A 20,053-nucleotide genomic window follows, 5' to 3' on the forward strand; every position below is an offset into this window, starting at 1 on the left:
ATGAATTGACTAACGGAAATAATGGAGCCCGACGCTAGTCGTCAAACACTTTTCAACACAACCCAACTAATTTGACCATTTAATCACTGATAGCTCGCCGTTCACACATCCTATTTTTATTACCTGGCCGTCTGGACAACATTTGTTTAAGACACCAGTGGTAACCTAACTATTCATCAAAAACTGACTATTGCAATGGGACTCTATCTGACAGGCCTTTTAATCGATTGCACCGCGGTACTGGCGGTGGGCAGCTACTACTTGTACTACATAGTCATGAAGAGAGAGCCCGACGAACCCCGGCATTACTTCTGGATCGTTATGATTTCGATCGGTGCGGTGATCATGGCTTCCATATACTATCTATATACGGGAGATCTCACGACGGCGTCAATCCTTGCCTGGGTAATGGCTGTGCCGGTGGTAATCACAGCTATCTTCATCGTGCTCATCATCATATTCCGCCCCAACTGGAACTAGGCGTACACGATCGGCTTCGCATCATATTACTATAGGGTATAAAGTTAAGCAACGCCGTGGCAATTTTGCCGCGGCGTTCTTTTTCCAAAATCACAAACATATTGAGGCTTCTATTGATAATTACGGTCTTGGAATTACACCTTTTACAAGAAATACCGATGGTTTTTTAATCGCTACCACTTACTCATCGAATTCTTTTTGGATGGGATAGTGGATGTAGATTTGAATCATTAAAATAAAACAAAGCCAAAATTGAATCGCCCGAATTTATCAGGTATCAGAAATGAAGTGAAAAGTGTATTCAATTAAAAAGCGACATGCAACATGAAAAGGTATCTACTATCCATCACACTATTATTGCTGTTCTTCTTGCAACACAACACGTTTACATTTGCACAATCATTTCCAGAAACCGGAGCTTCTTCCAGATGTTCAAACTGCATTCCACATCCTGCATATACGGTTGTATCGAGCCCAACAGGTGTGAGTGTATCTGATACTTCTTTCTTCGGAAGTGCGGGAAAATGGGCGGACTCAAATGGTAATTTAGTAAATGTACAACGGCCGCCAAGTAGCAAGAAAACCGGAGCTGTTAATAGCAATTCGGTAACTTTTTTGAGTTTAACGAGCACTGCCAACTCGTCCATTGATGGAAAAGTTAAGTTTAAAGTGGGAGATTTCATTCCTGGGCAAAAGTACAAAATGCGCTATGCAGTAATGGCGACCCGTTCGTTGGGTACGAATTTTGGCTCCGAAGCTATTTTGGAAATAGAGACACCGAGCAATCCCAACAACCTTTTTGGAGCGATAGTAGACTTAGCGTTGGCAAAGAATCAATGGCAGGAGATGATTGCCGAATTCACAGCAACAAGTGACACGCTGATTTTCATACTTTCGGGTAATACTGCGGCTGGAACTGGAATTGTGAATTTTGATATTGCATACAGGCCGCTAGATTGTATACTTCCTCCGGGTGCACAGGTTCAGCTTTATAGTCCAAAGCCAAGTGTTATGTATCCGTGCGAAACAGTAAATCTGGATTTGTTGGTGAAGGCTCCCTGGCCAGTAGGAGCGGAGATCGTTTGGAAGCAAGGTGCGGCTTATAGCTTTGCCCCAAATATTGGCAAGTTTATTACGGAACATGCAGGAGTTAATGCGAACCCTTATTTCGCCTTTTATTATCATAACGCAAATGATTGTTACAGTTTAGATCCAAACACGAAGTCCACGGCGGCAGTGATGGTTACCCACAGTCCCCAACAGGTCCCGTTAACTCAGGGATCTACCGTCGCAGTAACATGTCCGTCAACCAGTTTCTGGTTAAAAAATAAACTTGCACTTGCTTCGGATGATAGTCGGGTCAGATGGTTCAATAATAATAGCCACCAAGGCTCTCCGATAGCGGCATCGACAGTGACAAGTCCGGGCACCTACTATGCATTCTTTTACAGTAATGAACTCGGGTGTTATTCAACAGACATTTCCACCTCCTCTGTTACAGTGTCGTTTGAGACGCCTTGCTGTAAAGCTGGCATGGCTCAGGTTTCAGTACAGCCGGCAACCATATCGAACACATGCCCGGCATCAACGGCAGACTTAACGAAAACGACCCTGAATGCCAACGTTCCTCTTAATACTCAACTTGTCTGGTTTAATAATGCAACGCACACGGGTTCTCCGATAGGCAATCCAGCCGCAGTAGGCGCAGGGACATACTACGCATTTATATATGATCCGGCCGTGCCATGTTATAACACGGATAATTCTACAGCGCAGGTAAAAGTTACTACTACGCTTTGTGCAAGCAACGTTCAACTCGGTCTTAAAGTTGCCCTGCAGGGTGCCATGCCAACAATGGGCACAAAAATGAAAAATGACTTGCAGAAATATGGAGGTACAGGGCTTCTGCCCACATCTGCACCCTACGTAAGTTCTAGCGCGTATCCAAACATTAATAGTGTGGCAGGACCGGCCGGCGAAGTGGTCGATTGGGTACTGGTGGAGGTTAGGAGCGGATCATCGCCTCAAACTGTGTTGCAAAGCAAAAGTCTCCTGCTGAAACCGGACGGCAGTATTGTCGATAGGAACGGACAAGTGCCGACATTTAATCCCCAATCCGGCTCAGTTAGGTTGGCCATTAAGCATCGCAATCATTTGACAGTCCTGAGTAATCCAATAATGAATTTTGGTGCCGGAGCATCACTTAGCTATGATTTCACGACCTCATTGTCGCAAGCTTCCAATGCGTTTGGCGACCCTCCGCAGATGGTTCAAAAAAACGGAATGTGGTGTATGCTTCCAGGCGATTTGAATGCTATGCAGGATTTTTTCGTCGATGGCGTTGATGGCAGTTTTCTTAAAGTACAATTCAAAGCTGATGTATATAACACCTACGACCGAGCCGATATTAACATGGACGGATTCGTAGATGGAGTCGACGGATCCCTATTCAATACTAGTTTCTATCAAGACATTTATTCTACATTAATTAATTATTAAAACACCTATACTATGACCAGAACTTTAAAAAAATGGGTTGCACTTCTATCTCTTGTCCTTGGTTTTCAGCAAATTGTGCATGCACAAGTGACGATACAGATATCGTATGAGAATGGAGTGTTCAATGCAAATAAGACAAGCTACACTTTTGATGTAAGAGCCATACGGGGGATAAATTACGATGTGGCTAATCCAGACAGCAGTAACTGGCAGTTCATGAATATAAGGTCCGATGTAGAAGTCCCGGTTGGAGTTACGATACAAAGTACAAATTATACCTTTAATCCAGCCTATTCCAGCGGGGGGGCGCTTTCAAAGAACCCACCACCGAATCAAAACCCACAACCAGGTAACTGGGTTGGATTTAGCTTCAATCTTACACGAAATTTTGAAAACGACATACCAGCGGGCAATGGTGTCATTTTAGGTACGGGAACATTCAATTTCTCCGGACCCGTACTGAGCACTAATAGGATGAGCATAAGACCTTACGATGGGACTTCTTTCACAGCTTTCTGGACTAATCTGGAACTAAATCTTCCGAGAAAGAGGATAGTTGGCACAACTAATCAGGCACTTCCCGTCAATCTGATCGATTTCTCCGCAGCACGTGAAGGTAACACGACCACACTTGTCTGGTCAACCTCGGAGGAATCTAATAGCGACCATTTTGAAATCCAGCGCAGCGGTGACGGCAAGGCTTGGCATAAGTTGAAGTCAATAGCAGCAAAAGGTGAAAGCTCAGTGGAAGTACACTACGCCACTGTTGACGATAGCCCGATGGGTGGAAACAATTTCTACCGTCTCAAAATGGTGGACAAGGATGGTACGTTTGCCTTCAGTCAGATTAAAAGAGTGGAATTTGATTTGAAGACGGGATACACATTATTCCCCAATCCCGTAAGCGACAAGTTGAATTTCAAATCCACAGAGGACTGGAATAGCGTATCAAGTATCAAAATATACAATGCACAGGGGGGTGAAGTATATACATCACCGTCAGTGCCGGCGAAGGAGGTCAACGTCAAAAATCTGCCCTCCGGAACCTATGTAGTGAAACTGTCTCGTAAAAATGGGCAGTCCAGTGGTTATAGAATCGTCATTGCACGTTAACCACATTATGACAGTGAGTTACTCAGGATGATGGCGTGAGCGCCTTTTGCTTCCTTCCCTTGTCGCCACGCCGTCACTGAGTTGTCTAAGTAAAATCTCTAACTTCTCAATCGATGATAGCAAGATTGTTCAGCGTTACTTTTGCCTCAATACTGATCGCCGCTTGCGGAAATGATAAGGAATGTGTCCCATCCTCATTAAAAGATAATATTAAAGGGACCTGGAATGCGGAGCTCGTTTCGGAGCACAGCGGCCCACAGGAAATAGTATTTGAAAGTAATGGAAATTACAAAGAAGGTAAAGGATTGTTATTTGGAACTTATTTCAAATCGGAAGATAATTGGAGAGTCGAAAACGACTCACTTTTCGTAGAAGGTTCGCTTTCCAATGGAACGAAGGTAAAATACGGTTTTAATTTAATTAGTCAAACTTGCAATGAAATAATATTTGATTTGGAAGGTGTTGATGAAATGAAATTAATTAGAAAATAAATATAGGTGTCAATATGAAAAAAATATTATTAATAGGTTTAGTAATAACAGCGGTTACCTCTATTGTTGTGGTGAATTTGTATTCATCAAAACCCAAGCCTATTTATTGAAGAAAAACCAGCGCTTCGGTTCATTATATTTTTACTCAATTTGTGCATAAAGATGAAACGTCTAATTCAGCGTTGGCTCGGGTTGTTCTATCTGGTTATTTTAAAGAATAAAATTAAATACTTTTAATGACTTGATGGAGATCTGTACATCAAAAGTGTGTGTTAGTGCTTATTCCGAACGCCATATTTGTGCGTTCGGAATTTTGTTGTTTTATCGATTACGATCTGAAAGCTGTAATACGTCTGGCGCGCGTCTTGTTTCCGAAAAGGGCAAGTCTGGAAATGGTGGTCTCCCCTCACCGTTGCCTGATGAAAGGAGGCAACATATAGAGGGCGAGACACGTTGAATCGAAATCGGGATATTGTCTTGGGAGTCAGGAAACTATTCTGTAACTTTTACGTCCAATAGCCCACCTCCGTCAGCTCTCACCACTCAACGATGGCCGTGCATTAGGCCAATGAAGAACTAAGTCAGCGGCCGCTCGCGGGTTAACAGAGGTACTTCCGGCATAAGTGACCGAATTTGTACTAAAATCATGGCCCGACGAAAGTATTATGTCATATTTGCCGATTTTTCAGTTAGATTTAGAACCTTTGTAGCTTATTTATGACAACTATTTCTACAAAATAGGAATATGTGGAGATAGGAAGCATCCAGTTGTCGTGGGTTGTAATGTGATATCTGTACCCTTCTCTTGCTAGAAAAATGGAATTTATTATCGTAGACGACAGTGTTTTCGATCAGTTTACCCAGGAAAAGCTGCTGTTGAAAAGTGGTTTGACCGAAACGGTAAGGACGTTTAGCTCAGCGCAGCAGGCGATAGACCATCTCCGTGCCCAGGGCGCCGACATGCCTGAAACCGTGATTCTGCTCGACTTGCAAATGCCGGGGCTCAATGGTTTCGAATTTACCGAACAGTACGGGCTGTTACCCAAGGCGGTACGAAAGCGGATACGCCTGTTTATGATTTCGTCTACCGTAGATGCCTCCGATATTGAGCAGGCCGAAGCCAACCCCCACATTATCCAGCTTTTGCCAAAACCCCTGGAAATACCGCTGCTAAGAGAGCTTCTCAAATCATAGTACTTCCTTTCGCCGCCCATTCCATCCCGCATTTCATTTCAGGACTTCGAACGTTTTCCACGCAATTTTCATAAATTCTATGATTGTGGTACGTGATAAATTCCCTCAATTTAAATCGAAAGTCAGGAGCCGTTGTGGTTATATTTGCGTCTAGCGCATTAACCAGAGATTATCATGCCTTTTCGCAGCTCCTTCGTTATTACATTCCTTGTTTTTGCAGTAATCTTTGCAATATCTTGTGATCGACCGGCGGGGACACCTCATGAAGCTGCTGAATTGCTCACTGCCGTGCCGCAGTGGAAAATCGAGGAAATTGTTGTCAACGACGCAGTTACCTTCAAGGATGGAAAGATGACGCAGCAATTCGGAGGAATCGACTTTCAGCGGTACATGGAAACCGTCCAGGTGAAAAAGGATGGCGTCTTCTCAGGCGTTTTCAAAGGAGAGTCCACACCTTTTTTGCTTAAATGGCAGGTTAACGATGACAATATCACGATTGGCGCGCCGGAGGGAGGAGGCAAAGGAGAATGGACGGTGCGGCCCGATGATGTCCGAAAAAACTCATTCGTCATGAAAACACAAAGTACTGCCTACGACTATCCGAGGATGACTACCATTGCGCTGAAATTTAAGGCGGTACAATAACATTTATCTATACTAAATCACTATGAGCAAGCTCGACAAGGCTTTTGAACTTTTTGACGATTACAACAAACGTTCTCCTGAGCACCTCGTGTGGGAAAATGTAGAATACCCGGTTGAATACTTCTATGCCCTGAAACTCTATGAATGGGTCACGAAGCTGGACCCGCAGGCCGACGAAAGCCTGCTCCTGGCATCGCGATGCCAGCATATCGGGCGCTGGGAGATTGCGCGCAAAAGTTATCCCGACGGCCGCGTAGGCTACCTCAAATGGCGAAGCGACCTGTCGAAGTACCACGCCGGGATCGCTGCTGAAATTCTTGTAAGCGTTGGTTACGACCAGGAGACGATCAACCGGGTAAAGCAGATTGTCCTTAAACAGCGCCTCAAAAGTGATACCGACGTACAGACAATGGAAAATGCCCTCTGCCTCGTTTTTCTCCAATACCAATACGACGATCTGATCGCCAAAATGACCGAAGAAAAAATGATCGACATTCTCCGTAAAACCTGGGGTAAAATGAGCGATCCCGGCCGCGAAGCAGCGTTGTCGCTGCAGTACAGCGACATCGGAAGGGATTTGATTTTGAAGGCGCTGAAAGAAGAGTGATGCCGAGTTCCGCACATCAGCTCGCCACAAATGTTAACCAAAACAGCCAGGTAGAAGCGCTACCTCACTGTTTTGGCTTAATTGCCCGTCACTTCCGCGTCGTCTCCTGCGCGCCGTCCAGGCTCTGCGCGACTTTGACCAATTGCACAAATTCAGCCCGATAACCTTCCTCATCCTTCCCAAATGCGCCTCGCGCGCACTGGATCACATCTGTGTACGTGGCTTTTCCTTTATATTCGGAACCACGCAGCAGTAGACCAAACTCCGCCACGGCGCTGGCAAATCGCAGGTTTTCAGAGCATTTTTCAAAAGCAACTGACGTGGCTTTTATCGGGAGATCGAAAAGGACACTTTTATCGCTGTCAGGCTTTTTGTACCGGACTTTGACGGTCATCATTTCATTGCTATTGCCGGCCGCATCAGCATTATTTTGTTGGTATTTCAATGCGTCGGTTGTGCCGATATACGAACTGTGAGTACCCTTGGGCACAATTTCGTAGATGGATGTAACGCTATGTCCCGAGCCCATATCGCCGGCATCTTTCTTGTCATCGTTGAATTCGTCGTTCCGCAATGCGCGGTTTTCGTAGCCGATAAGGCGGTATGCCTGTACCTGCGCAGGATTGAACTCGATCTGTATTTTGACATCTTTGGCGATCGTAAACAGTGTGCCACCGAATTCCTGTACAAATTCCTTCCGCGCCTCCTGAATGTTATCGATGTAAGCATAATTGCCGTTGCCTTTGTCGGCCAGGGTTTCCGCATGGCTGTCTTTATAATTCCCCATTCCAAAGCCCATTACACTGAGGAAAATGCCGGCTTTGCGTTTTTCTTCAATCAATTTCTGTAACTCCGATTCGTTGGAAATGCCCACATTAAAATCGCCATCGGTGGCGAGAATTACCCGGTTATTGCCTTTTGGAAGAAAATGCTTTTTGGCCAGATCATAAGCTAGCTCGATACCCTCACCACCCGCCGTTGAGCCGCCAGCTTCCAGTTTGTCAAGTGCGTCTTTAATTACTTTTTTTTCGTTTCCGGCAGTTGGGGGCAACACCAGGCCAGCAGAACCAGCGTAAGTGACCAGGGAGATTTTGTCTTCGGCACGCAGCTGGTCGACGAGCAGCTTGAAGGCTTGTTTGAGTAGCGGAAGTTTATTCGGATCGCTCATCGAGCCAGAAACGTCGATGAGGAAAACCAGGTTGGATGCAGGCAAATTTTCGGTAGAAACCGTTTTGGCCTGCAAGCCAATGTGTACCAGTTTCAATCCCGGATTCCAGGGCGAATCGGTAGTTTCCGTGGTAATGGCCAAAGGGTGTTCGCCGGCAGGTTGCGGATAGTTATAATCAAAGTAATTAATCATTTCTTCAACCCTGACGGCGTCTTCGGGCGGCATTTGACCGTTGTTCAAAAAGCGGCGCACATTACTATAAGCGGCACGGTCGACGTCGATGGAGAATGTGGTAACAGGTTGTTGGCCGACAGACAAAAAGCCGTTTTCGTTGATGGGCTTGTAGCTTTCCGTCTCAACGGGTATTTGCCTGACACTGCCGTGGAAAGTCGCCGGAGCGGCGGCAACCGAGTGAGAGCTAGTCTTTTTCATGAGCATTGGCTGGCCGGCGATCACTACCTCACGCAACGTTTCTGCCTTTTGAATAAGGATAATCTTCAAAACCGAATCAGAGGTGATAGGGGCCGTCAGATTTTGGTAACCGGCTTTTTTGAACACTAAGGCCTGTGCAAGTTTCGGTACGTTGAGCGAAAAATACCCAGAGCGGTCGGTGACGGTCGTGGCGTCGCCGCCTTGCAGGGAAACGGTTACGCCGGCGAGCGGCACGTTAGCGGCGTCGGTAACGGTACCCCGGATTTGCCGCTCGGGCAGGAATGCAAATGCACTCAAAATCACGGCTAATAGAATGGTTACTCTGGTTTTCATGGTTTCCTGATTTTTTATTTACCCGCTGGATGCGCGCCTTCTACTCATTCCATAAAAGTTTTTAAATTTTTTTTATGGAATTTTGATTGAACCGCATCCAGTACTCAGAAAGCTGGAAAACTTTTCCAAATGCGCACGTGAAGTTTTTGAAACTGTTTCGTTTGAAGGGCAATGAACCGGTAGCCGAGGTCGAGCGGCTGGCGGATTACCGGCGCTATGGCGATGTTACCGTGTTAGGCGCACTGTATGAGCCTTACATGGAAATGGTGTTTGGTGTTTGTTTTCAGTACCTGCGCAGTGAAGAGGATAGCAAGGACGCGGTCATGCAGATTTTTGAAAAACTTGTTATCGATTTAAGGCAGCACGAAGTCTCCAACTTCAAAAGCTGGCTGCATAGCGTGGCGAGAAACCATTGCTTAATGAAACTCCGCTCGGTACGCGTTCTGTCGGGTTTCGAGCATACCGAAGAAGCCGAACACGAATTGCATTGGATTACGCAGACAGAGGATGCTGCACTACTCCTCGACGGACAGCTCGACGCACTGGATGAATGCATTCAAAAACTCAGTCACGAGCAACGGATTACGATCGAGCTTTTTTACATGCAGGACAAATGCTACCGCGATATTGCCGGGGAAACCGGTTTTGACATGGGCAAAGTGAAAAGTTATATCCAGAACGGAAAGCGGAACCTGAAAATTTGCATTGAAGGCCATGGCAGTAACTAACGACCTCATTCCCGATTTCGATGATTTTGAGCGCTATTACAGCGGGACGATGCGGGTAGAAGAACAACGTGCTCTCGAGGGACGTATGCTCGATGAACCGCTGGTAGCCGAGGCTTACGAAGGCTACCTCGCATGGCGCGTCACACATTCGGATATTGCGGGTATGCGCGCGGATCTGCGTGAGCGCCTGCATGAGCGCGTAGCGCGCGAAAGAAAATCTGGTTTGCCATTGTGGGTTTATACCTCGGCAGCCTCAGTTCTGCTGGTGCTGTTTGCTTACTGGACGTTTTTTCTAGGCGATAATCAAGTTGTAGTGCAAAAAGATTCGACTACATACGGGGATGAGACGGCGACAGAGGCCAGGAAACCTGTTCAGGCGGATGACAAATTTACAAAAGCTCCCGAGCCGGTAGTCGTTCCGCCTCCGAAAATACCGTCCAAACCTGCCGCTAGTAAAACGAGGGGCCAAGCTGTTGCAAGCAAACCAGTGCACAATCCTGAATCTTTATTGAAACCCCACGCATTTGTACCGGATGCTCTCGCTGATGCGGAGGTGCAGCGAGAGCAAATTGTCGTTCCGCCGACGCATTCGGATTTGAATCAACCTACACCTGCGCAGCCCGCACCGGACCCTGCGAAGGCCCTTCCTGCGTCCGGAACGTTACGCGCCCTGGGTAAATCGGCAGCTGCCCGCTCACAGACTGAGCCTTCGAAACCCTTGCTTGTATCTCACAAGACAGCTGACACCGTTCCGGAGAATCCAGGAGAAATACTGAATGAGGTGGTTGTCACCGGATCGTCGATTAGCAGTAAAAAATCACCTATCACACTGGTTGCAGAGCCTGATCAACCCACCCCAATACCGGCACAGGGCTGGCCTGCGTACCGCACTTATCTCGAAAAAAGCACAGGCTTTGCTGCCACAACCGGGCAGGTAGTGGTGACATTTATCGTCAGTTCCACAGGTGCATTGTCGGGTTTTGTAGCCAATGGACCTGAAGAGCTTCGCAAGGAAGCAATCCATATCATCAGTAATGGCCCCGCCTGGGCGCCCGCCCGCACCAAGGGATTTCCTGTAACTTCCCTTGCTGAAATACAACTACAATTTAGGCAGTCCCAATAATCCGGTTCAAATCAGACGGTTATTCTTAGACTTGTAGAAGTAATTTTAAAATTTTCCCAAAATTGGACGGTTATTTTTTGCGATCTACGCCGCAGTATTTAATTTTACTACAAGCTCTTAACTACTCATCTCTTGATTTTTTACTAAATCTGAACTTGTAATTTCTCCCCATAGTCGCTTGATGCTATTTTTAGACCTGATTCCATGCGACGCGTTGGCGAGTGATGCAATTTTCTGGTCTAAATTTTGTTATGGCAAGTATTATGACTAATTCTACGAAATAATTGCCTGTTGTTTTTCACTGTGAGATATCGAATATTTGCCCACTTATACTCAACCTATGGACAATAGAAAGAATCTGTTGATTATAGACGATGAACCCAGCATTACCAAGATACTGGAACATTTCCTCAAGAAAGATTTTGATGTGGTGATCAAAAGCGATGGCTCCGAAGGGATGCTGTGGCTGGAAGAAGGCAACCAGGCCGATCTGATCATCGCTGACCTTCATATGCCCAATCTGAGCGGCAAAGAGTTCCTGAAAGTGGCGAAAGCCAGTAATTTGTATTCTGAAATACCCATTATCATACTTTCCGGCTCCGACGAAAGCAGTGAGCGCATTCAATGCCTTAACCTCGGCGCCGACGATTTTATGGTAAAGCCATTCAATCCGATGGAGGTGCATGCGAAGATCAACGCCGTATTGCGGCGCAGTAAACGCTTCTCATAAAAGACGACGATATCATGGAACTGGCCGGCACAACGACAGAAACGGTAACGGCAGGCAAAACCTACGTTGCCCAGTTCAGGGTTATTTTTGTCCATCACAATTTTCAGGAATACCTCCGTTTTACCGAGCGATTTGAGGAATACCTTCAGGTGGAGTATTTTGATACCCCTGCCGGTGCACTGGAAGCACTAAAAGAAAACTATCCCGCGGATGTGATCGTAGCGCACGACGCGAGCGGCGGTGTAGAGCTGCTCGACACGATCCGGAGCAGCGCCGGCTTCGGTAATATCCCTTTCGTGCTGCTGGTAGACCGACTTTCGCGCCAGGCGATCGATTTGGCGCGCGCCAGACATGCGGACGATGTTTTTTCCGTGAATTTCGACGACGGGGACCTTATTACCCGTATCAAATACTTCAAAAAGCGGCAGTGGTACGTTGCCAATAAAGCATCTCAGAAAATAGGGTCGCAGGGGCACAAGACGCCGCTATGGAAACGGGTAATCGACATTGCCACGACCGGTACGGCGGTTATTCTCCTGTTGCCGGTATTCATTATCGTGGCGATCCTGATCAAGCTGGATTCGAAGGGGCCGGTTTTTTATAAATCCAAAAGGGTAGGGAGCGGCTACAAGATTTTCGATCTGTATAAATTCAGGACCATGCGGACCGACGCTGACCAGTTGATCCGGAAAATGGCGGCATTGAATATGTATTCCAAAGCCGAGCCCGCAGCCCAGATCGAAACGCAGGGGCTTTGTGATGAGTGCCTTGCGGGAAATCAATGCAAAAGCTTGCTGTTCCATGACGGAAAGGAGATTTGCGAGAAGCTATACCAATTTCAGAAAGACCAGAAAGCTGCATTCATGAAATTTCAGAATGACCCGCGTATCACGCGCCTGGGAAGTTTTCTGAGAAACTCTAGCATTGATGAACTTCCTCAGCTGTTCAACATTCTCAAAGGGGATATGTCGCTGGTAGGTAACCGCCCGCTGCCTTTGTATGAAGCAGAGAAAATGACCACCGACGATAAAATCCTGCGCTTTGCTGGGCCCGCCGGCCTTACCGGCTTATGGCAGGTAACCAAACGAGGCAAGGGAAAGTCAGACATGACCGAAGAGGAGCGTACGCAGCTTGACATTACCTATGCCCGGGAATTTTCGTTTAAAATGGATATGAAAATCATCCTGAAAACATTCCCCGCGCTGTTGCAGTCAGAGAATGTGTGACGGGTCAAAACGTATGTCACGACGCTTTCACCCAGTCTTTGTATTCGGGATCGTATTTTTTGATAATACGTGCGGGATTTCCTACGGCAACCGAATAAGGCGGAACATCTTTGGTGACGACGGCCCCGGCGGCGATGACCGAATGCCGGCCGATGGTAACACCTGCTGTGACCACGGCATTGGCGCCGATCCAACATTCGTCTTCAATAATGATAGGTGCTACGCTGACGCCCTGTTTGTGAATCGGTTGCTGGATATCCTGATAGTTGTGGTTCAGGCCGCTGGCGACAATATGCTGGGCAAGGATCACATCGTTGCCGATTGTAACCGGGCCGATAATGACATTTCCCAGGCCCACAAGCGAGTTGGCACCAATACTTACAGCCCCCACACCATTATTGATTGTACTGAAATCCTCGATCATCGAATTGTCGCCGATGGAAAAAGGGTTGAAAGGCAGCACGTCCATCCTCACCCAACGGCGGATGATGACGTTTTTGCCCCTTTTATGAAAGAAACGGTTCAAAAATACGCGGACCCAAAGCCTTGGACGAGCCTGATTGGTTGGGATCAGCATCCAGTGGACAATTTTTTTTAGCCCCGGACTATTCCGGATTTGGGCGGATAACGACATTTTGCCTAGATTAGTAAGATGTAGTAATATTTTTACCAAAAGTATTTTGTATCGTCGCAAAGTCAAGCGAAACCGATTTTAAATAAATATTCTAGCCTTATATGCCGATAAAACATGCCGCTTTTGGGCTCCTGCTTTTATTAACGATCCAAAGCGCCCATGCCCAGGAATCTTTGAGCAAAGACGTGGACTACGCATACCTAGATAAGTTGATTGCGGTTTGCAAAGCCAACTATCCCAAAATCAAGATGTACCAGGCGCACGTCAATGCCGCCGAAACGGGCGTCAAAAAGGCGAAACTTTCGTATTTCGATATTTTTAACTTCTCCTATTTGTACGTTCCTAAAAACGACCGTGCGACGCCGGTATCGGCTTCATTTCCTTTTACTTATCAGTTCGGTTTTTTTGTGAATATCGGGGCTATTCTCCAAAAGCCGGCGATGGTGAAACAGGCAAAGAGCGAACTGGCCTCGGCCGAATACGATAAGCAGTCATTTGACCTGAATATGGAGGCTGAGGTCAAGAAAAGGTATTTCACTTATATCCAGAAAAAGGCGGTATACCGGGTGCGCTCGAATGCGGCCCTCGATGTCGAAAGTATGCTCGAAAGTGTGAAGAAGCGCTTCGAGATGGGGCAGGAGACGCTGGAAAAATATAACCAGGTGCTGGTGATGCAAACGGACCATGCGCAGAACCTGCTCAATACCGAAAGCGAGGTTCTGATTGCAAAAAGCAGTCTGGAAGAATTGTTAGGACAAAAATTAGAAGATATCAAATGACGGAGATTGTACAGTTTCTGAGATTACTGCAGAGGAATAAGATCACACTGATCCTGGTTCCGCTGATCACCGTTATTGTCTGCTATTTTCTCGTCCGGCGGTTGCCGGATACCTATGAGTCGCATGCGCGTATTGCGACCGGGTTGGTCGACAAAACCGACCAGGTTGTAACCCGCGCCAGGGATGAGCAGGACCACCAGATTGCACGCAAGTTCGAAAGCCTGATTCAGGTCATGCGCCTGAAAAGAACGCTCGATCAGGTGTCGTACCGATTAATCCTGAACGATTTGAAGGGGTTGAAGGACTCCACCTGGCGCGAACCCGTGCCCGAACTGGAAGAAATGAGCAAGGCCGATAAAGCGAAAGCCATAGCGCTCATCAGCCAGAAATACCAGAAGCGCGAGGAGCTCTTTTTGTGGAAACCCGACGAAAAAAAGCTGAATGACATCATCACCGAAATGGGCTATGGTGCAAATTCCCTGCGCGAAAAGCTGATCATTTATCGCACCGGAGTAGGAGATTACATCGACATTCAATATGAAGCAGAGCATCCCGATCTCGCCGCATATGTGATCAACACGCTCGCGCAGGAGTTTATTTCCGATAATTCTTCCCGCGTGGTGGGTAACAACAAGAAGACGATCGACTTTCTGGCCAACTTTATGCAGCAAAAGTTGCAGGCGTTGAATGACCGGATGAATATGTTGAAGAATTTCAAAATACAAAACCGGGTACTGAACCTGAACGAGCAGGCCAAAAGCATTTACGGGCAAATGGCCGATTTTGAAACCCGCCGCCAGATCGCTCAAAAGGACATTATCGCCTACACCGCCGCTATCGGCAATATCGACAGCCGCTTCAACCCGACTGAGCGGAAGTATTTCGAGAGCGCTTTGACGGACATTAATCAAAAGATCATCGCTACGAAAAGCAACCTGAAAGCGATGAACGAACGCTACATTCTGAGCAATTTCGACAACCGGATCAAATTCAGTCTCGATTCGCTGCGAAGCCGGCTTTCGGAGGAAATCAATGAAGCCACGGATAAGTATGCCTACAATCCGATGGTGGTCAAGCAGGATCTGGTAACACAGAAACTGGGCATGGAAATATCGCTGGAACTGGCGAAGAACAGCGTGGCATCGATCCAGGGCGAGCTCGACCGCCTGAACCGTAAATTCGACGGTTTGGTACCGAACGAAGCCAAGATCCAGGAATATGAAACGTCCATCGACATTGCGAGTAAGGAATACATCGAAGCATTGCAGCGGTACAATGAGGCCAGCCTCGAATTCAGCTTTCCTGTGTATCTGCGCCTGATCGAGCGCGCCATGCCGGGCGAGGTGCAGGCTTCGAAGAAAATGGTGCTGGTGATCCTCTCAGGTGTGATCAGCTTCACATTCTGCGTGTTTGTGTTCTTTATCCTTTTCTACCTCGACAAATCGATCCGGTACCCGCTGCAACTTGCCAACGAAACAGGCAAGCCCGTGCTCGGTTATCTGAATGTGCTTGATAAGGACTCGAACCTGAGCCTTTCCGGCATGAATGCGTCCGATGACAAGGCTGTGCGGCTTTACAAGAACCTGGTGCGATCGATTCGGTACGAGCTCGACAATGAAATGAGCGACCCGAAGATCATTGCCATTACCAGCCTGGGCTATGGCGTAGGTAAAACCCCATTTGTGATCGCATTGGCGTGGGCATTTTCCAAGATCAATAAGACGGTACTTATTATAGACGGAAACTTCGCCCAGCCGGATATTTCCAAATTAAACCCGGACAGTACACTGTTTGAGAATTTTGTCAGATCAAACAACCTGCCGGAAGCGACGCCGGGGCAGATAACCATTCTGGGCGCTAAAACCGGTGACATTTCCGTACTCGAACTGGCCGATGAAAAAGTAATTGGAGAGCGTTTGCAAGCATTGAAAGCCCGTTTCGACATTATCCTGATTGAAACGGATTCACTGCGGGCCATGAACAGGGCCAAGGAATGGGTATCGTTCTCGGATCTGGTCGTTTCCGTGTTCGCCGCAGGTCGTTCCATTGGCTCGGATGATCAATCCAAAATACAGTACCTCGATAGCTTGAACGGGAAATTTGCGGGCTGGGTGCTTACCAATACCGAGAGCATTCCCGAACAAGCCGGAAAAGTGGCTAAACCGGTAGAAGCATGAAAATCCTGGAATGGATAGGACTGGTGATTCAGGTGGGGATCGGGTATAACCTCGTATTTCCGGTGTTTTTGCTGTTGATTTATGGCCTGAGAAAGGCTGTAATATTCCGCAGGCCTGCCGTTGACAGTACGCTCCCCGATTACGGTATTATCGTGACGGCCTACGAGTATACCGCGCAATTGCCTGCCGTGGTAGGTTCGCTGCTGCAATTGAATTACGATCGTTATCATGTTTATGTAGTGGCCGATAAATGCGACATCAGTAATCTGCATTTTCCGACCGACAAAGTGCTCCTGCTGCGCCCGGAGCAGGTTCTGGGGAGCAATACCCGCTCGCATTTCTATGCGATCCGGCGGTTTATCCGCCCGCACACGCATCTGACGATCATCGACAGCGACAATCTCACCGATCCAGAATACCTGAATGAGCTGAATGCCTATTTCAACCAGGGTTATGAGGCGGTGCAGGGAGTGAGAGAAGCCAAAAACCTGGATACCACCTTAGCTTGTCTGGATGCTGCGCGGGATATTTACTATCACTTCTACGATGGGAAAGTGCTGTTCGGGGCCGGCTCTTCGGCTACCCTGGCAGGGTCGGGAATGGCGTTCAGCACGGGGTTATATGAGAAGGTACTGGGGCATCTGGACGTAACCGGTGCCGGTTTCGACAAAGTCCTTCAAGAGGGAATTGTGAGCCGGGGTTACCGCATTGCATTCGCCGGGAAAGCCATTGTTTATGACGAAAAGACGACGGGCTCCGACCAATTGGTCAAGCAAAGGGCACGTTGGATCAACACCTGGTTCAAATATTTTGCTTACGGGTTCAAGATTCTGTTCAAAGGCATTACCCGTTTCAGTCTCAACCAGGTACTTTTCGGGTTGGTGTTGCTGCGGCCGCCCTTGTTTATTTTCCTGCTGCTGTCGGTGTTTTTTATGCTGCTCCATCTGCTGATCGCGCCGGTGTTATCGCTGGTATGGCTGATCGGACTGGTCGTCTTTGTGCTCGGTTTTTACATTGCGCTGAAAAGCTCGCCTACCGATCCGAAGATTTACCAATCGCTTGTGAATATCCCGAAATTCATGTTCTATCAACTCACAGCGCTGGTCAATGCGCGCCGTGCGAACAAGATTTCGGTAGCTACCCGACAGGAGGATAAGACTCAGGGTTAACGCTCGGTTGTTATGAAAATTTATCCGGATAAAAAAGTCAGCGGGCGCAAACGGGGCTTTAACGAGCTCACGCCAATGCAGCAAAAAATACGTCAGGCGGCATTGTTGCTGGCGTTGGTAAGCGTATTTATCTGGTTTTTCAAAATTCTGTTCTTTTAGTGGAAAACATTCAGATACATATTCCCGGGAAAAGCAGCCAGGGGCTGAGCCGCATGGAAAGACTGCGGGCGCTCTTTGATCGCAAACTTACGGGGCTGGTCATTTTGCTTTTGATATCGGTTGCATTCGGGACGTTGATCGCTTACCAGGGCATTGTTGCCGGCGTGGGCATTTTAGCGCTGATGTTCGGCCCTCCCGTGGTGTACGGCATTGTTGCGTTCCCCGAATTTGGTATTACCGTGCTGCTTCTGCTGGCCTATTTATTGTTTTTCATCGGACGGCTCGGTGTGAATTTTCCGCTTGGAACTGTCATGGACGGTATCCAGGGATTGCTTATCCTGGGTTTTTTCATTCACCAGAAACGCAGGCCCAACTGGAAGGTTTTCAAAGGGCCTATCAGCGTGATGATCCTGATCTGGATTGTTTACAACCTGATCCAGGTGGCTAATCCTTCGGCGGAGTCGCGTCTGGCGTGGGTATACACCATTCGTGCAGTGGCGATCGTGATGCTGACCTACTTCGTGTTCATGTACCAGATCCGCACCATTCAGTTCCTGCGATTTTTGCTCAAACTCTGGCTCGGACTGGCGCTGTTTGCCGCATTGTATGCCTACAAGCAGGAATACATCGGTTTCTCCGACGCAGAGCAAGCCTGGCTTGATTCGGAAGGCGTTGCCGACCTGCTTTTCATCTCCGGCCATTGGCGTAAGTTCTCGATCTTTTCCGATCCGGTTGCATTCTCCTACAACATGGTGGTCAGCAGCATTATCTGCATTGCATTGCTCACCTTCGTAAAGAAAAACTGGCAGCGGATAGTGCTTGCGCTGATGATCGCGCTGTTTTTCTCGTCGATGCTTTTCTCGGGTACGCGGGGCGCATATGTGCTGATACCCGCGGCGATGGTGCTTTTCGTGATTTTGAGGATCAACCGGCAGGTACTCATTTTTTCGGGCATAGCGGGCCTGTTTTTTGTTTTCCTGATTTTTGTGCCCACTACCAATTCCAACATTGTCCGGTTTCAGACGGCGTTCAAGCCGAACGACGATATCTCGTTCCAGGCCCGAAAGAACAACCAGAAACGCATTCAGCCCTACATCCTCACGCACCCGATCGGGGGCGGGCTGGGCGCTACGGGCGCGTGGGGACAGCGGTTCGCACCGCAATCGTACCTGGCCAACTTTCCACCGGACAGCGGGTACGTCCGCATTGCCGTGGAACTGGGCTGGGTGGGGCTGTTCCTGTTCTGTTTGCTGATGTTTTTTATTTTACGGGAGGGTATCAACAACTATTTCCTGATCAGGAACCCGGAACTGAAAACCTATTGCCTGGCGATGCTGCTGGTCGTGTTTGCCTATAATGTCGGCAATTATCCGCAGGAAGCACTGGTACAGTTTCCGTCCAATATCTATTTCTACCTGGCGGCGGCAATCATCAACATTACCCGCATTCTCGACGAGCGGGAGCAGAAAGCGAGCCATACCGTATGAAAATCGCCCACCTGATACTCGCACATGCGGCACCGGCCCAACTGTTGAAACTCATCGACGCACTTGAACATCGGAATGCGTGGTGTTTTGTTCATCTGGACCGGAAGGCGGACATTCGGGCCTTTTCCTTCTTGCGGGACCGCGAGCGGATCATGCTAGTGCCCGACCGCGTGGATGTCGGCTGGGGAGCGTACAGCATCGTGGAAGCGACGATCCACGGGTTTCAGGCAATCGTGGATTCAGGTATTGATTTTGATTATGTAAACCTGCTCAGCGGCGCAGATTATCCACTGCAACCGCCGTCGGAAATCCACGATTTCTTTGCGCGGAACACCGGGAAGAATTTTATGGAATACTATTCCGTCCGCAACGAATGGACTGAAGCGCTTCCGCGGTTGACAAAATACCACCTGACCAACTACAATTTTCCCGGGAAATACCTGGTGCAGAAATGGATGAACAGACTGCTTCCGGCGCGCAGGATGCCCGCCGGCCTCGAACCGGTAGGGCGGTCGCAGTGGATGAGCCTTACGCTGGATGCGGTGCGCTACATATTGGAATATCTGAACGGACATCCCGGGGTTGTGAAGTTTTTCAAACTGACCTGGGCTCCTGATGAGATTATATTTCAAACTATTTTGTACAATTCTCCATTCCGATCGTCACTCGTGAATGATAATTTGAGGTATATTGATTGGTCGGAAGGGCAAGCGAGCCCGAAAGTGCTCACCGAAGATGACCTGGAACGTATGGGAGCATCGGGAAAACTGTTTGCCCGCAAGCTCGATCTTGCCCGGTTTCCGGCAGTGTTCGGGAAGCTCGATACGAAAATTCAGGACCGCTATTACAAGTAACCAAATCTCAACGAGGGTGGGGCTA

At 47.9% G+C, this 20,053-nt stretch carries 19 protein-coding genes; 17 read left to right on the forward strand and 2 right to left on the reverse strand.

The features are described 5' to 3' along the window. The first annotated feature begins 195 nt into the window (after window positions 1-195). The 7 genes from ACQ4MZ_RS14300 to ACQ4MZ_RS14330 all read left to right on the forward strand — a co-directional run bounded on the left by ACQ4MZ_RS14300 (window position 196) and on the right by ACQ4MZ_RS14330 (window position 7,029). Complete coding sequence (locus tag ACQ4MZ_RS14300; protein ID WP_430845752.1) at window positions 196-480, forward strand: hypothetical protein; 285 nt, start codon at window positions 196-198, stop codon at window positions 478-480. Window positions 481-804: 324 nt separating this feature from the next. Continuing rightward, on the forward strand, window positions 805-2,979 hold the full coding sequence (locus tag ACQ4MZ_RS14305) for a hypothetical protein (protein WP_430845753.1): 2,175 nt from the start codon (window positions 805-807) through the stop codon (window positions 2,977-2,979). 12 nt (window positions 2,980-2,991) lie between these two features. After that, entirely contained in the window at window positions 2,992-4,092 is a 1,101-nt protein-coding gene (locus ACQ4MZ_RS14310; protein WP_430845754.1) for a T9SS type A sorting domain-containing protein, read from the forward strand. 113 nt (window positions 4,093-4,205) lie between these two features. Then, a complete protein-coding gene (locus ACQ4MZ_RS14315; protein ID WP_430845755.1) occupies window positions 4,206-4,583 on the forward strand; it encodes a hypothetical protein in 378 nt (125 codons plus the stop codon). An 816-nt stretch (window positions 4,584-5,399) separates the two neighbouring features. Further along, complete coding sequence (locus ACQ4MZ_RS14320) at window positions 5,400-5,777, forward strand: response regulator (protein ID WP_430845756.1); 378 nt, start codon at window positions 5,400-5,402, stop codon at window positions 5,775-5,777. 174 nt (window positions 5,778-5,951) lie between these two features. Then, window positions 5,952-6,422 carry a hypothetical protein gene (locus tag ACQ4MZ_RS14325; protein ID WP_430845757.1) on the forward strand — a complete coding sequence of 157 codons (471 nt, stop codon included), beginning with the start codon at window positions 5,952-5,954 and terminating at the stop codon, window positions 6,420-6,422. A gap of 22 nt (window positions 6,423-6,444) precedes the next feature. After that, entirely contained in the window at window positions 6,445-7,029 is a 585-nt protein-coding gene (locus tag ACQ4MZ_RS14330) for a DUF4202 domain-containing protein (RefSeq protein ID WP_430845758.1), read from the forward strand. A gap of 88 nt (window positions 7,030-7,117) precedes the next feature. Here the strand turns inward: ACQ4MZ_RS14330 and ACQ4MZ_RS14335 are convergent, their stop codons facing one another. Continuing rightward, window positions 7,118-8,962, reverse strand: a complete 1,845-nt coding sequence (locus ACQ4MZ_RS14335) for a YfbK domain-containing protein (RefSeq protein WP_430845759.1) — start codon at window positions 8,960-8,962, stop codon at window positions 7,118-7,120. An 86-nt stretch (window positions 8,963-9,048) separates the two neighbouring features. Between ACQ4MZ_RS14335 and ACQ4MZ_RS14340 the strand changes: the two genes are divergently transcribed. The 4 genes from ACQ4MZ_RS14340 to ACQ4MZ_RS14355 all read left to right on the forward strand — a co-directional run bounded on the left by ACQ4MZ_RS14340 (window position 9,049) and on the right by ACQ4MZ_RS14355 (window position 12,769). Continuing rightward, window positions 9,049-9,690, forward strand: a complete 642-nt coding sequence (locus ACQ4MZ_RS14340) for an RNA polymerase sigma factor (protein ID WP_430845760.1) — start codon at window positions 9,049-9,051, stop codon at window positions 9,688-9,690. Continuing rightward, complete coding sequence (locus tag ACQ4MZ_RS14345; RefSeq protein ID WP_430845761.1) at window positions 9,677-10,813, forward strand: hypothetical protein; 1,137 nt, start codon at window positions 9,677-9,679, stop codon at window positions 10,811-10,813. The genes ACQ4MZ_RS14340 and ACQ4MZ_RS14345 overlap by 14 nt, the downstream gene beginning before the upstream one ends. 340 nt (window positions 10,814-11,153) lie before the next feature. Beyond that, window positions 11,154-11,543, forward strand: coding sequence for a response regulator transcription factor (locus ACQ4MZ_RS14350; RefSeq protein ID WP_106595073.1), 390 nt, complete (start codon window positions 11,154-11,156; stop codon window positions 11,541-11,543). Window positions 11,544-11,557: 14 nt separating this feature from the next. Continuing rightward, window positions 11,558-12,769, forward strand: coding sequence for a sugar transferase (locus ACQ4MZ_RS14355; RefSeq protein ID WP_430845762.1), 1,212 nt, complete (start codon window positions 11,558-11,560; stop codon window positions 12,767-12,769). Between the two features lie 16 nt (window positions 12,770-12,785). Here the strand turns inward: ACQ4MZ_RS14355 and ACQ4MZ_RS14360 are convergent, their stop codons facing one another. After that, entirely contained in the window at window positions 12,786-13,403 is a 618-nt protein-coding gene (locus ACQ4MZ_RS14360; protein WP_430845763.1) for an acyltransferase, read from the reverse strand. 101 nt (window positions 13,404-13,504) lie between these two features. On the opposite strand from ACQ4MZ_RS14360, the gene ACQ4MZ_RS14365 reads away from it, so the two are divergent. From ACQ4MZ_RS14365 to ACQ4MZ_RS14390, 6 genes are read left to right on the forward strand one after another with little or no spacing between them, the layout of a single operon-like run. Continuing rightward, window positions 13,505-14,182 (forward strand): TolC family protein, encoded by a 678-nt coding sequence (locus ACQ4MZ_RS14365; RefSeq protein WP_430845764.1) that lies wholly within the window; start codon window positions 13,505-13,507, stop codon window positions 14,180-14,182. Then, a complete protein-coding gene (locus ACQ4MZ_RS14370) occupies window positions 14,179-16,359 on the forward strand; it encodes an exopolysaccharide transport family protein (RefSeq protein ID WP_430845765.1) in 2,181 nt (726 codons plus the stop codon). The genes ACQ4MZ_RS14365 and ACQ4MZ_RS14370 overlap by 4 nt, the downstream gene beginning before the upstream one ends. Continuing rightward, complete coding sequence (locus ACQ4MZ_RS14375; protein WP_430845766.1) at window positions 16,356-17,528, forward strand: glycosyltransferase; 1,173 nt, start codon at window positions 16,356-16,358, stop codon at window positions 17,526-17,528. The genes ACQ4MZ_RS14370 and ACQ4MZ_RS14375 overlap by 4 nt, the downstream gene beginning before the upstream one ends. Window positions 17,529-17,540: 12 nt before the next feature. Next, window positions 17,541-17,687: a hypothetical protein gene (locus ACQ4MZ_RS14380; RefSeq protein ID WP_430845767.1), complete on the forward strand. Its 147-nt coding sequence runs from the start codon at window positions 17,541-17,543 to the stop codon at window positions 17,685-17,687. After that, complete coding sequence (locus tag ACQ4MZ_RS14385) at window positions 17,687-19,174, forward strand: O-antigen ligase family protein (RefSeq protein WP_430845768.1); 1,488 nt, start codon at window positions 17,687-17,689, stop codon at window positions 19,172-19,174. The genes ACQ4MZ_RS14380 and ACQ4MZ_RS14385 overlap by 1 nt, the downstream gene beginning before the upstream one ends. Further along, entirely contained in the window at window positions 19,171-20,028 is an 858-nt protein-coding gene (locus tag ACQ4MZ_RS14390; RefSeq protein WP_430845769.1) for a beta-1,6-N-acetylglucosaminyltransferase, read from the forward strand. Before ACQ4MZ_RS14385 ends, ACQ4MZ_RS14390 begins: the two co-directional genes overlap by 4 nt. Window positions 20,029-20,053: the final 25 nt, after the last annotated feature.

It is taken from the genome of Dyadobacter sp. BHUBP1, from assembly GCF_050587785.1.
Taxonomy (GTDB): Bacteria; Bacteroidota; Bacteroidia; order Cytophagales; family Spirosomataceae; genus Dyadobacter.

Excerpts from the sequence above, each read along its gene's own strand:
- ACQ4MZ_RS14300 (WP_430845752.1), top strand. The coding sequence starts at position 196 with ATGGGACTCTATCTGACAGGCCTTTTAATCGATTGCACCGCGGTACTG.
- ACQ4MZ_RS14305 (WP_430845753.1), top strand. The coding sequence starts at position 805 with ATGAAAAGGTATCTACTATCCATCACACTATTATTGCTGTTCTTCTTG.
- ACQ4MZ_RS14310 (WP_430845754.1), top strand. The coding sequence starts at position 2,992 with ATGACCAGAACTTTAAAAAAATGGGTTGCACTTCTATCTCTTGTCCTT.
- ACQ4MZ_RS14315 (WP_430845755.1), top strand. The coding sequence starts at position 4,206 with ATGATAGCAAGATTGTTCAGCGTTACTTTTGCCTCAATACTGATCGCC.
- ACQ4MZ_RS14320 (WP_430845756.1), top strand. The coding sequence starts at position 5,400 with ATGGAATTTATTATCGTAGACGACAGTGTTTTCGATCAGTTTACCCAG.
- ACQ4MZ_RS14325 (WP_430845757.1), top strand. The coding sequence starts at position 5,952 with ATGCCTTTTCGCAGCTCCTTCGTTATTACATTCCTTGTTTTTGCAGTA.
- ACQ4MZ_RS14330 (WP_430845758.1), top strand. The coding sequence starts at position 6,445 with ATGAGCAAGCTCGACAAGGCTTTTGAACTTTTTGACGATTACAACAAA.
- ACQ4MZ_RS14335 (WP_430845759.1), bottom strand. The coding sequence starts at position 8,962 with ATGAAAACCAGAGTAACCATTCTATTAGCCGTGATTTTGAGTGCATTT.
- ACQ4MZ_RS14345 (WP_430845761.1), top strand. The coding sequence starts at position 9,677 with ATGGCAGTAACTAACGACCTCATTCCCGATTTCGATGATTTTGAGCGC.
- ACQ4MZ_RS14350 (WP_106595073.1), top strand. The coding sequence starts at position 11,154 with ATGGACAATAGAAAGAATCTGTTGATTATAGACGATGAACCCAGCATT.
- ACQ4MZ_RS14355 (WP_430845762.1), top strand. The coding sequence starts at position 11,558 with ATGGAACTGGCCGGCACAACGACAGAAACGGTAACGGCAGGCAAAACC.
- ACQ4MZ_RS14360 (WP_430845763.1), bottom strand. The coding sequence starts at position 13,403 with ATGTCGTTATCCGCCCAAATCCGGAATAGTCCGGGGCTAAAAAAAATT.
- ACQ4MZ_RS14365 (WP_430845764.1), top strand. The coding sequence starts at position 13,505 with ATGCCGATAAAACATGCCGCTTTTGGGCTCCTGCTTTTATTAACGATC.
- ACQ4MZ_RS14370 (WP_430845765.1), top strand. The coding sequence starts at position 14,179 with ATGACGGAGATTGTACAGTTTCTGAGATTACTGCAGAGGAATAAGATC.
- ACQ4MZ_RS14375 (WP_430845766.1), top strand. The coding sequence starts at position 16,356 with ATGAAAATCCTGGAATGGATAGGACTGGTGATTCAGGTGGGGATCGGG.
- ACQ4MZ_RS14380 (WP_430845767.1), top strand. The coding sequence starts at position 17,541 with ATGAAAATTTATCCGGATAAAAAAGTCAGCGGGCGCAAACGGGGCTTT.
- ACQ4MZ_RS14390 (WP_430845769.1), top strand. The coding sequence starts at position 19,171 with ATGAAAATCGCCCACCTGATACTCGCACATGCGGCACCGGCCCAACTG.